Below are 12438 nucleotides of genomic sequence, written 5' to 3' on the forward strand. Positions count from 1 at the left end.
CTTCCGCTTCCTCAGGCGCATTACGTTTACATCAACCTCAAGGTATATCACATAATCGGAAATTATATGATGACTAAGCTAAACGCGTGAGTTAAATCCGCAAAAAAGGCCCTTATCTTTTCAGATAACGGCCTTTTGCAATTGTTTATTTAATAGGGGAATTTAAAAAAGTAAACTATCGCAAAAATACCTGATCTAAGATGAGGAACCCGTGAAGAAATAATGAAGAATTATTCACGGTTAAATACCAGATAAACACTGGTTCCCTTTCCTTTAACCGAATCAATTTTAACCTTTATATCGTGGAAAGCCGTAATGCTTTTTACAATAGCCAGTCCAAGCCCGTAACTTTCCCGTTCATCGGTTTCAAATTTCTCGAAGCGGTTAAAGGCGTTTTCAATTTGTTTCTGATCCATACCGGTACCGGTATCGGTAATTTCCAGTATATAAACATCATCTTTTAATTCGTCGGCTATGATGATGCTTCCTTTGGGAACGTTGTATTTGATGGCGTTATTAACAAGGTTAAACAACAGCGTGTGCATTAACGGCCGGTTACCCATTATGGAGTAGATGTACTTCATGTTATTGGTGAAGCTAAGCCGTTTTTCATCCATGCGGTCTTCCAGTTCCTCCTGGATCTCCATAATCACCCCGGCTATCATTACCACATCGGCCTTATCGTACTGGTTATTTTCCACCTTCGAGATCAGCAACAAGCTGTTAATGATTGATTTAAGGCGATTCAACGTTTTAAGTGAAGCGTGCATTTTATTTTCGCCGGCTTCGCTTAATTCTTCCTGCAGCAGGATATTTTCGAGCCTCGAACTGATGATGGAAATAGGCGTAAGCAGCTCGTGCGATACGTTGGCTATAAATTGCTTTTCGAGGCTGAACAGCGCGCTGATCTTCTTCATGAGCGAGCTGATGCTATCATCCAGCAATTCGAAATCCTGGGTGCTGGTTTTAATTTTTTCATAATCAAAATTCAGCGGGTCGTTTACTTTAATCAGCTTCCGGTCAATGATCTGGTAAAACGGGGCAAGCAAAAATTTGGTGAAAATCAAATCACTTGCCAGGGTAAGCGCAAGGGCAATGATCAAAGTGAGCAGCGTAAACCTTTTGATGATAGATTTTAACTCTTCTATCGAAGTAATAGCAACACCAATTTCCAGCTGGTAACTATGGTTATTGAAATTAAACTGGTGGGTAAGGATGCGGTAAGTTTGCTCGTTGTGCTCAATGTTCCGGGTTTCGGTGGTAAACTTATTGCCGTTTGTAGCCGTTGGCTGAAATTTTATAGGGGTTATGGTGATAAACTCTTCCTGTAAAATATTATAATCGGTATATTTTTCAAGCCTGGTAAGATGGCTGTTGATATCCTTCGAGCCAAGGTTTTTCAGCGTTTCGCGTTCATCATCCTCCAAACGCAATTCGATGTGGTTGTACGAAATTTTTTCGATGGAAAGCAGGATGAGCAGGCCCGTAAAAAGGATAATGGCTAACTTGGTTAACGTATTATAGAGGGCCAGTTTTACCTGTAATTTCATCTGGGGATGTTAGATGTTGATCCGGTAGCCAATGCTGCGTACGGTTTCAAACCAATCGATAGGGATATAGGCCGATAATTTTTTGCGGAGGTTTTTCACATGGACATCCACAAAGTTCGAGTCGGAATTGATTTCCAGCACATCGCCCCAAACGTGTTCGGTAAGGTTGGTGCGCGATATTACCCGGTTTTTATTCAGCACCAAATAGTTAAAAATTTCAAACTCCTTTTTGGTGAGGGCTATGCGTTCGTCGTTATAAGTTACCGTGCGGTTCTGGATATTGATTTTTAAGCCTTTTACGTTAATATCATTACTTTCCAGCCGGTGTTTACGGCGCGTTATGGCATGCATGCGGGCCAAAAGCTCGTTAAGCGAAAACGGTTTGGCAAGATAATCATCAGCGCCTTGCTCCAGGCCCGATACCCGGTCGTCAACAGCGCCGCGGGCGGTTAGTATAATCACCGCGTCTTCACGCTCGCCCATGCCTTTCAGCATCTTGAGCAGGTCGAAACCGTCGCCGTCGGGCAAGCCAAGATCAAGCAGGATAAAATCGTAATTGTTTACAAAGATCTTTTCAGACGCCGACCTTTTGGTACGGGCATGCTCAACCGTAAAACCTTCGTGGCTTAAAAACTCGTCGACTTCAAGGGCAAGGCCTTTTTCGTCTTCAACAATTAACACGTTCATATCTGTGCAAGTTACAAAATTATCCAAAATCATAGGCTCCACAATTTGAAGCAAGTTTAAAGCGGTAGGATTAGTAAATAATGAAGAAATACCTTCCTCTTGGCGTGACGGGACTATACAACGTAAATTTCCGTTAAATTGAAATTGTACAAATCAATTTGCTATAATCGCTGTTACCAGTAAAAGCCACAATATCTACTATGAGACTTTCTATCGAACGCAAGCCTATCAGAGTAAACCCCGACCCGAAACGTGTTATCGCCAGGTTCTTTTTTAACGGGAACGACAGGGCTAAGGAAGTTATTGAACGTGTAATGCGCATCAGCGAAGATGATGCTTTCGGTATAGTATCGCCGCTGCTTCAGGAATATTCCAAACGCCACCGCAATATAACCCGGGTGCTTAACCGTCATTGCAGCAAACTAAAGCCTTTGTTTTTGGAGCTTAATATTGATTTTGATACACTTTCGGTTTACCGTAAACTGCTGATCGGTTCGTATTTTACCCATGAATATTCTATCGAATCGGCCGCGTTTTTTAATCCTTCAATCATTGAAGACCCCGACCAAACCGAACTGGAAGACGGGCAGCGCCGCGTAATTATCAGTTTCAGGGCAGTGGGCGAAGGCCATATTTCGTCAATAACCTTTCGCCGGGCTATGATTGATAAATTTAACAATATCACTATCCAACCCGCCGGTGATTATATTGACGAAGCCGAAATAGTGCGCAACGCGGTTTACAACAAAAAACTGTTTTTTGAAAAAGCGGCCGTCACCCGGATTAGCATCGATGTGATTAATGAGCTTGAAAGCAAGCTCGATCATCATTTTGAATACGCCAATTTGCGCCGTATCATTACAGATTCGCAGCAATTGCAGGAAGATGATATTAAACGCCTGGAATATGATAAGGTACTGTGGCTGGCCGATTCATACTACGAAATAGTTTTCTCGCTGGATACCGACGTTTCCGACAGGGTAATCTTCCCGATCTCGGAGTATGAACGTAAAGGCATTGAAGACGCCCGTTTTGTACACTTTACTAATGATGACGGCACTAAACTTTACTATGCCACCTATACGGCCTATGATGGTTCGCTGATTATGCCCAAGCTACTGCAAACCAGCGATTTTTACAATTTCAAGATCATGCCCCTTTATGGCGCGGGAGCGCAGAATAAAAACCTGGCCCTGTTTCCGCGCAAAGTGAATGGCAAATACGTTATGATATCGCGTATAGACGGCTGCAATAATTACATCATGTATTCGGATAAGATCAACATTTGGGAGAAGCCGATAAAACTGCAGCAACCAGAATTTAGCTGGGAGTTTGTACAGATGGGCAACTGCGGTTCGCCTATCGAAACAGAGGAAGGCTGGATTATGATCACCCACGGTGTCGGCCCTATGCGCCGCTACGTGCTGGGGGCAAGTTTGCTTAAACTGGATGACCCTACGGTGGAGATCGGCCGTCTGCGCGAACCGCTGCTGATTCCTAATGCAGATGAAAGAGAGGGTTACGTGCCAAATGTATTGTATTCATGTGGCTCCATTATCCATAATAATAAACTGATTATCCCTTACGGTGTATCTGATTCATCCACAGCGTTTGCCGAGGTTTGTCTGGACGAACTTTTGGCCAAGCTTAAGGCCGACGCCATTAGGGCTTAAAGCGGAGGGCTAAACGCTTAAAGCTGTAAAAAAGCATCATTGTAATCCTATGTTCAGGAACGCGCGGCACGCGCGCACCAGCATGAGGCTGGTGTAACGAAATAAGCTTCAAGCCTAAGGCTGAAGGCCGAAAGCCATAAAAAAAGCATCATTGCGACTTACGAAGCAATGGTGCTTTTCTGTTTAATAACAGCAAAAAGCTTTCCGCTTTCAGCATTCTGCATTAAGCTAAAAAAAACTTCCCTATAGCTGGCGCACGCGTGCCGCGTGTGCACCCTGCATGCTACAGCTTTTCTATTTGTTCAGGAACGCGCGGCACGTGCGTACCAGCGTGAGGCTGTTGTAACGAAATAAGCTTAAAGCCTAAGGCTTAAGGCCGAAAGCCATAAAAAAGCATCACTGCGACTTACGAAGCAATGGTGCTTCTCTGTTTAATAGCAGCAAAAAGCTTTCCGCTTTCAGCATTCTGCATTAAGCTAAAAAAAAAGACAATTAACTGATAATAAGTCATTTGATTTTCAAAAAAGCAATCTTTTAAATTATTAGATAAAACCAAACCTGGTTTTTGGAGTTAAATACAGTATGAAAAAGATAATTTTAAGCATAAGCATTATACTGTTTTCGCTTTCGGGTTTTGGCCAGGCACTGAAGCCCGTAAAGATAGATAGCCTTGTTACGGTATCGTTGCCTACGGGGTTTACTAAAAAAGATACATTAGGTCAGCAGATATACCAGGGTACCGGATCATTAGGAAATATACTTGTTTTACGTGTTCCAAACGCGAATAACAAACCCCTGAACAAGGAGAAGGACCTGAAAGATGTTTTTAAAAATTACATCAAAGGCATCCAGAAACAATCTGTTAATGGTAGCGTGATGTATCCGCGCGATACCACCATCGGAAAACTGGAAGGTAAGGTTTTTACCTTGCGTATCGATAACAGCGGCTCTACCGGCGAATCGCCCGAGTTGAGAAATTTTATCCTGTTATACACCCAGGATGCTACCTATACCTTTGAATATAATTACCCTGAACAGCGGGCCGACCTGGCAAAAAATGAGCTGAAACAATTTTCAAGTTCTATAAGCATAGCCCCAAGTTTAGATCGCCGCGACCAATACCTGTCTGACGCGAAGGGTTTATCATCGCCGGTTAAAATAGGTATTTACGGCGGTGGCGCTATCCTTGTATTTATTATTGTTTTTACAGTAATACGCCGCAAAAACAGGCAGCTTGAAGCCGGGGTTTAGTTAGCGGCCATCCTCTTTTTGAACAATGTATCAAGGAGACCCCGGTTCCAGCCGGCAGTGTGAATAAACCGCTTGCCGTCGAGCCAGGTAAGCCAGAATATAGTGACAAAAACGCCGATAGCAGAACCGGCAAGCACGTCTTCAAAAAAATGCTCGGTTAAATACATGCGCGAATAGCCAACCATTATGGCAACAAACAAGGCTGGGATACCCCAGCCTTTGTTTTTGCACAAATATGTACATACCAGCGCTGCCGAAAAAGCGGTTACCGTATGCCCCGACGGAAAGCTGTATTTCTCTAATATATAAACCCCTTCAACAACATGTACTTTAGCCCACTCGCTGCTAAAATAAATCCGCGGTCGCGGAGCTATATAAATATATTTAAGTACCTGGGCCAATAGCGAAGTAACAGCATAACTTGAAATAAGCAGCAGCGAACCTCGGTAATTAAATAACAATAAGATGATAGATAATATAATAATTGTCGAGCCGTCGCCCAGATCGGTTACGTGAGGTTCAATGGCGTCGGCCCAGGGGCTGTTCCATCCGTTAACCGCAAAAAAAACGGTTTCCCGGCTATATATCAGCTTAATAATAAGGCAGCACGCCAATAAAATAAGGTAGAGGATAAAAAAAGGGCGTATTTTATGCAAAACATCTTTTATTCCTATCTTCATGGTGCAAAGTAAGCCATATACTTATTCAAAGCAAAAAAATGATTAGCTTTGAGATTGATTAGCTATTTAATTGATTAAACTACATGTCGAAAAGTATCTTTCGTAAAAAATCGGTAGAAAAAATATTACACGATGTTGAATGCGGATTTGGAGACGGTGAGCACCCGGGCACAACAACATCACAACTCAAGAAAGAACTTAACGTACGTGACCTTACCCTGATGGGGATAGCCGCCGTAGTGGGCGCGGGTATTTTTTCAACCATTGGCGAAGCCTCGTTCCAGGGCGGGCCGGGTGTAAGTATCCTGTTTGTAATTACTGCTATCACCTGCGGTTTTTCGGCTCTTTGCTATGCCGAATTTGCCTCGCGCATACCAGTAGCCGGCAGCGCCTATACTTATGCATACGCTTCATTTGGCGAATTGATAGCCTGGATCATCGGCTGGGATTTACTGATGGAATACGCTATTGGCAACATAGCGGTAGCCATATCCTGGAGCACCTATTTTGTAAACTTTTTAGAGGGTTTTAAGATCCATTTACCCCGGTACCTGTACACCGATTATTTTACTGTGTTTAGCGCCCATAACGATGTGGTGAATTTTACGGCCTCACATCAGCTTTCAAAAATAACTGATGTGATGCGCGAAAACGCCGCGGCATGGGATAGCGCCCCCGGCATTGGCAGCCTTAAGCTGGTAGCTAATATACCTGCGCTGCTAATTGTGTTGATCATCACTTACCTGGTTTATATCGGCATCCGCGAAACCAAAAGGGCAACCAACGCCATGGTTTACTTAAAAATAGCTATTGTATTGGCGGTTATCGTGATCGGCTTTTTTTATGTAACACCGGCCAACTGGCACCCGTTTTTACCAAACGGCTTTGGCGGGGTAATGAAGGGCGTATCGGGCGTGTTTTTCGCCTACATAGGTTTTGACGCCATATCCACTACCGCCGAAGAATGTGAACGCCCCCAGCGCGATCTGCCGCGCGGCATGATCTATTCGCTGGTAATCTGTACAGTACTGTATGTACTCATCTCGCTGGTGCTTACCGGTATGGTAAGCTATAAAGAACTGCAGGTGGGCGACCCGCTGGCTTTTGTTTTTGCCAAAGTTGGTTTGCATAATATCAGCTATGTAATATCCATAAGCGCGGTAATAGCCACCGCAAGTGTATTATTGATATTTCAACTGGGGCAGCCGCGTATCTGGATGAGCATGAGCCGCGACGGGCTGCTGCCGAAAGTTTTTTCGCGCATCCACCCTAAATATCAAACACCATCGTTTTCGACCATCGTTACCGGTTTTGTGGTTGCCGTGCCTGCACTGTTTTTAAACCTTACCGTGGTTACCGATCTGACCAGTATAGGAACCTTATTTGCCTTTGTACTGGTGTGCGGCGGCGTATTGCTCCTGCCGCGCGAAGAAGCAGCCAGGGGGAAATTCCATCTGCCGTACATCAACTCGCAGTGGATTGCGCCGGTTATTTATATCATAGTTTTGGTTATCTGCTGGAATAAATTTCTCGGTTTGTTTTCCGCGGAGAACGTTCATGAGAAATTCCCGTTCTTCCTTTTCATCATATTATCTACCGTTTTAACGGTACTGGCGGTAATTAAAAAGCTTTCACTTATCCCCGTGCTGGGGCTGTTAAGCTGCTTTTATTTAATGGCCGAATTAACTTACGATAGCTGGATCCGTTTCCTGGTTTGGTTAATTGTAGGCCTTATCATTTACTTTACCTACAGCTATAAAAACAGCGTGATAGGTAAAGAGGCCGACGCTAAAACAAAATAAAGCCATGTGGATATGCCCACAATGTCAGCGCGAATTTAAGGCCACCAACCAGGTGCATTCCTGCCGCGACAGGGAGCTATCCGATGCATTGAACGGCAAAACCGCGCATACCATATCGCTGTTCGACCATTTGGTTGATGAATGCCTGCAAATAGGTGCCGTTAAGGTTTATCCCACTAAAAGCATGATCGCTTTAGGCACCAGGGTAAACTTTGCCTATGTTAGCCAGTTGGGCAAAAATTTTATCGACGTGGTTTTTCCTTTTAATGAGGTTTATGATGATAACCTCTGTTTCAGCAAAATAAAACAGGTACAAGGCACCACGCAGTATAACCACTACTTCAGGATGTTTTTTAAAGAAGACATTAATGATGAGGTTAGGAAATATATACGGATGGCAATGGAGCGGGCAAAATGAGACAACATCTCCGTTTACTACCGAAGGAAAACAACGCTTATTTTACAGCATCCTCGTATGCCTTAATCAATCGTTCACCTTCAAAACTGGCAGTAAACTTTGCGGGAAATACCGCTTTTATATAGGCCAATTGCTGTTTTAAATAAGGTTTATCATCTTTTAAAACAGAGCCAACCTGTGCCACCTGTTGTATAAAGTACCAAAACGAAAAATAATCATCCGCGTAACGTTTTAAAAACAGCATGGTGCGGTTTAACCGCCGTTTGTAAAACCCGTTGAAGATCCTTTTCAACGAATCGTTGCGGGCAAAGCCTTTGTTTTGATTCAAAAAATCATCAAAGGCCTGGTTCTCTCTCGCCACCGACTGATCAGCCATAAAAGTTTGCAATTCCGACCAGGTTTTGTTGGCAACGGTATCATAAACCGGGGTTGCGTTGATCAGGGTACTGTAAAGTAGCTGATCATCATCGTTAGGTTTAAAGTACAGGCTTATAATGGCGGGTTTATTATCTACAAAAAAGTCATTGCTGTAATAAGTTTTTGGGCCATCGTTATAACTCACGTTAAAAGAAGCCAGCGGAGAGTAATACTGATCTTTTAAAAGGATGATTTGCCTATTGCCAAAGGTATCGGGCAATAACACTGTTCCGCTGCCATTATAATACCGGTACCGTACCTTTTGCGGATTGATGCCGCTATCCAATTTAATGGTAACGCTAAAGCTTTTTTGGGCACGAACACCCCCTGTAAAAAATAGAGCTAACAATAAAATGAAAACAGATTTGATCATTTATTTAGGACCTAAAAATTTAGATAAAAGATTTTACCGGAAACGGGTGATTCATTTTGCTGGTATTAAATTGACCGGACAAGACCATGATGCTTAATGCATTTCGTCAAGCAGCTTCGATAACATTTTATTATCAGCCCCTTCCCAACTACTATTGTAAACAATTTTCCCGTCCTTGTTTACCAGGAATAAGTTAGGGATTCCTTTAACGCCATAAAGCGGCGCGATATCATTATGCTTATCATAAAAATGTAGCCAGCTCATGTTTTGCTCCTTCACAAATACAGCCAACTTTTTCGAATCATAATCGCTGCTTATGCCAACTATTTCAAGTTGATTTGCAGGGTATTTCTGCCTGATTTCTTTTATATGAGGTAATTGGACTATGCAAGGTCCGCACCAGGTTGCCCAAAAATCAAGCAGCACATACTTGCCTTTAAAATTCTTTAAACTGATCTTTTTACCATCAATGCCCGTGACATCAATGTCAGGAGCGGCATCGTTAAGTTGCAGCTGCCTCCTTTTCAAAACATTCTCGTATTTTTTGATAAGCCTTTTACCTTCAATGCTCCCAGTATACTTTGCCGGGAATACAGATTTCAAGTATACCAGTTGCTCTTTTAAATAGGCAGGATCATCGGCTAAGGCTCCTTCAAACTGTGCTACCTGATCAATAAAATACCAAAATGAAAAATAATCATCGGAGTGTTGCTTTAAAAAGGCCATTGTTCTGTTTAAGTAGCGTTTATAAAACCCTCTGAATACGCTTCTGAGGGAGTCGTTTTGATTAAAGTTTCCGTGTTGCGTTAAAAAATTGTCAAAAGCCTCGTTTTCCTTAGTTACTGATTTATCAATCATAAAGGCTTTCTTTAACGCTACTGTTTTACAATAAGCACTATCAAGGGGAGTTACGTTTTTTATGGATGTGTAATTTATTAAAGCATCACTATTCGGCTTTAGCTTCAGGCTGATCATGGCTGGTTTATCGCTTACAAAAAAATCATCACTACTATAACGTTTACCGTCGCTGCCATCATAAGCAACAACTACAGAGGCGAACGGCGAGCAATACTGATCAGTTAATGTCACTGCTCTTTTGTTACCAAAAGTATCAGGTAAAAGCACCTTATCATAACCATTGTAATACTGATAATGAACTTTTTGAGGGTTTATACTGCTATCCAATTTGATAGTAACATTGAATTTTTTTTGGGCATTGGCTATAACTGTAAAAAGCATAGCGAGCAGGAAAACAAAAACGGATTTTAGCATAATTTAGGTTTAAAGGCTAAATGAAAAGTTTTGTCAGGCAAGTCTTATTTCCGGGCTAATATTAATCGTGGTAAGGAAAAGGTTTGCTTTCACAATGCTAAAATAGCTTGATGGCGATGTTGCAGCTGTTAAAAGATGTTAAGCAGCCGTTAAAAGATGTTAAATGAAGAACCCCGGCCATTGTATTGCCTGTTGCGTTATAAATGAAAACCCAGGTTGGGTACTCTTTGCAAACGCGCGCAAATTATAATAGACGTTTCACCGCACAACTCTCACGAGATAGAATTTCGTTTCAGTCGATACTAATTGTTCAGATCATGTGGTACGGTGAAAATACCGACCACAGGCTGAAGTTCTGGCCCCTGTACAGCCAGTACCAGCAGGAACTTACAGCGGTGAGGATCCTGAAGCGTTTAAACAACTCAACCTCATCCACCAACGGCACCGAACAGATAGATAAGGAAATTTATTACGAAAGCCAGTTGGTAGGCATCCGCAAACGCTACCGCGATTTGTTTGCCAAAATACTTCCGCCCGAAAAAGTGAGCATCCTGTACAAAAGCGAACAGGAGTTTAATGACGAACTTATTAAACAGCTGAGCGAGCGCAGCAAGCGGGCGGGGAATTGAGTTTAGTGATTAGAGGTTGGAGATTAGTTAGTCCTTGTTCCGAATAAATCAAACGCATTTAAAATAACATTTACAGATGGATTCTCGTCCATCTGTAAATGTTTATCTTTGTTTGCAAAATCCGAATGACGTTATTGCGGGGTACGAAGCAATAGGACAGAAGCAGGTTCGGCCTTTATAGTTCGCAGTTGCTTCGTACCTTATATTTAGATAACAATCGCCCCTGAAAGCGACATAAGACTTTAAACATAAGACTTATAACTTACATCATGACCACCCTTCGCCAGCTTTTTTTAGCCAACAACGCCCAAACTACCAACTTCCCGCTACTACTCGAGTTTGAACGCGCCGAAGGCATTTATATGTACAACGCGGAGGGCAAGCCATATATTGATCTGATCTCGGGCATTGGCGTAAGCAGTTTAGGGCACAATAACCCTCATGTTATTGATGCTATTAAGCAGCAGGTTGATAAATACATGCACCTGATGGTTTATGGCGAATATGTGCAAACCCCACAGGTGCGTTTTGCAGAGAAGTTGGTATCGGTACTGCCGGATAGTTTACAATCGGTGTATTTTACCAATTCGGGTGCCGAGGCGGTAGAGGGTGCCTTAAAATTGGCCAAGCGTTTTACCGGCCGTAGCCAGGTAATTGCCTTTCATAACTCATACCACGGCAGTACACACGGGGCTTTGAGCGTAATGGGTAATGAAGAGTTTAAACAGGCTTACCGTCCGTTGTTGCCCGGTGTCAGCTTTATTCATTTTAATGATCCGGATCATCTGCAATTCATCACCGAAGAAACGGCCTGTGTTATTATGGAAACCGTACAGGGAGAGGCCGGTGTTAGGGTGCCCGACGTGGCCTACATGCAGGCCTTGCGTGCCCGCTGCACCGAAACAGGCACCTTGCTGATATTGGATGAAATCCAGGCTGCCTTTGGCCGTACAGGGAAATTGTTTGCCTTTGAACATTTCGGCATAGTGCCCGATATTTTGCTGCTGGCTAAAGCTTTGGGCGGAGGGATGCCGATTGGTGCGTTTATCTCATCAAACCAAATTATGGATGCGCTGAAGGAGAACCCGATACTTGGCCATATAACCACTTTTGGCGGGCACCCGGTGTGTTGCGCTGCAGGGTTGGCCGCGTTGGAGTTTTTACTGGAGGCCAACCTGGTAGCGGGTGTTGCAGAAAAAGAAGCTTTATTGCGCTCCTTGTTGGTTCATCCGGCTATTAAACAGGTTAGAGGTAAAGGCCTGATGCTTGCCGCCGAATTGGAAGACTTCGACCTGAATAAAAAAATAATAGACCGCTGTATTGAAAATGGTGTAATTACCGATTGGTTTTTACATTGCAGTAATTCGATGAGGCTGGCCCCGCCGCTGATTATTACACCTGATGAGATTAGCAAAGCATGCGCAGTAATTGTTGAGGCGGTAGATTATTATACCAAATAAATTTCGGTATCCGCTTTACACAGGCATTTGGCACTGCATAGTATACATACAAAAGGTAGGTTGAATCCCTTCGGGTGGAGCTCTTTTCTGCAAAGCCTGAACCTTTATTAGCGCTCCTGTATTTCATGTAAATAAGCAGCCTCAATTATAAGCCAAACAATCCGTTAATTTTGTGTACCTTAACATGATTTCGTCAAACTACTTCTCTTCAAAATAAAAGTAACCA

Annotated in this window: 11 protein-coding genes; 6 read left to right on the plus strand and 5 right to left on the minus strand. The window is 43.0% G+C overall.

Going from position 1 to position 12438, the window contains the following annotated elements:
* Window positions 1–230 precede the first annotated feature (230 nt).
* Both LX99_RS13190 and LX99_RS13195 read right to left on the minus strand, forming a co-directional pair.
* Window positions 231–1550, minus strand: a complete 1320-nt coding sequence (locus LX99_RS13190) for a sensor histidine kinase (protein WP_109608299.1) — start codon at window positions 1548–1550, stop codon at window positions 231–233.
* A gap of 9 nt (window positions 1551–1559) precedes the next feature.
* Entirely contained in the window at window positions 1560–2237 is a 678-nt protein-coding gene (locus LX99_RS13195; protein WP_109608465.1) for a response regulator transcription factor, read from the minus strand.
* 200 nt (window positions 2238–2437) lie between these two features.
* On the opposite strand from LX99_RS13195, the gene LX99_RS13200 reads away from it, so the two are divergent.
* A complete protein-coding gene (locus tag LX99_RS13200; protein ID WP_022831964.1) occupies window positions 2438–3910 on the plus strand; it encodes a glycoside hydrolase family 130 protein in 1473 nt (490 codons plus the stop codon).
* A gap of 582 nt (window positions 3911–4492) precedes the next feature.
* Window positions 4493–5161: a hypothetical protein gene (locus LX99_RS13205; RefSeq protein ID WP_109608300.1), complete on the plus strand. Its 669-nt coding sequence runs from the start codon at window positions 4493–4495 to the stop codon at window positions 5159–5161.
* On the opposite strand, the gene LX99_RS13210 is transcribed toward LX99_RS13205, so the two are convergent.
* Window positions 5158–5841 (minus strand): phosphatase PAP2 family protein, encoded by a 684-nt coding sequence (locus LX99_RS13210; protein WP_109608301.1) that lies wholly within the window; start codon window positions 5839–5841, stop codon window positions 5158–5160. The genes LX99_RS13205 and LX99_RS13210 overlap by 4 nt on opposite strands.
* An 83-nt stretch (window positions 5842–5924) precedes the next feature.
* Here LX99_RS13210 and LX99_RS13215 point away from each other — a divergent pair, with 83 nt between their 5' ends.
* Entirely contained in the window at window positions 5925–7643 is a 1719-nt protein-coding gene (locus LX99_RS13215; RefSeq protein WP_109608302.1) for an amino acid permease, read from the plus strand.
* Between the two features lie 4 nt (window positions 7644–7647).
* Window positions 7648–8061, plus strand: coding sequence for a DUF5655 domain-containing protein (locus LX99_RS13220; protein ID WP_245927906.1), 414 nt, complete (start codon window positions 7648–7650; stop codon window positions 8059–8061).
* A gap of 37 nt (window positions 8062–8098) precedes the next feature.
* Here LX99_RS13220 and LX99_RS13225 read toward each other — a convergent pair whose 3' ends face one another.
* Window positions 8099–8851: a hypothetical protein gene (locus tag LX99_RS13225; RefSeq protein WP_109608303.1), complete on the minus strand. Its 753-nt coding sequence runs from the start codon at window positions 8849–8851 to the stop codon at window positions 8099–8101.
* 93 nt (window positions 8852–8944) lie between these two features.
* Window positions 8945–10123 (minus strand): TlpA family protein disulfide reductase, encoded by a 1179-nt coding sequence (locus LX99_RS13230; RefSeq protein ID WP_109608304.1) that lies wholly within the window; start codon window positions 10121–10123, stop codon window positions 8945–8947.
* Window positions 10124–10440: 317 nt separating this feature from the next.
* Here LX99_RS13230 and LX99_RS13235 point away from each other — a divergent pair, with 317 nt between their 5' ends.
* Both LX99_RS13235 and LX99_RS13240 read left to right on the plus strand, forming a co-directional pair.
* Window positions 10441–10752, plus strand: coding sequence for a hypothetical protein (locus LX99_RS13235; RefSeq protein ID WP_109608305.1), 312 nt, complete (start codon window positions 10441–10443; stop codon window positions 10750–10752).
* Between the two features lie 269 nt (window positions 10753–11021).
* Window positions 11022–12212, plus strand: a complete 1191-nt coding sequence (locus LX99_RS13240) for an aspartate aminotransferase family protein (RefSeq protein WP_109608306.1) — start codon at window positions 11022–11024, stop codon at window positions 12210–12212.
* Window positions 12213–12438: the final 226 nt, after the last annotated feature.

Origin of the sequence: Mucilaginibacter oryzae (assembly GCF_003148845.1) — a bacterium.
GTDB lineage: Bacteria > Bacteroidota > Bacteroidia > Sphingobacteriales > Sphingobacteriaceae > Mucilaginibacter > Mucilaginibacter oryzae.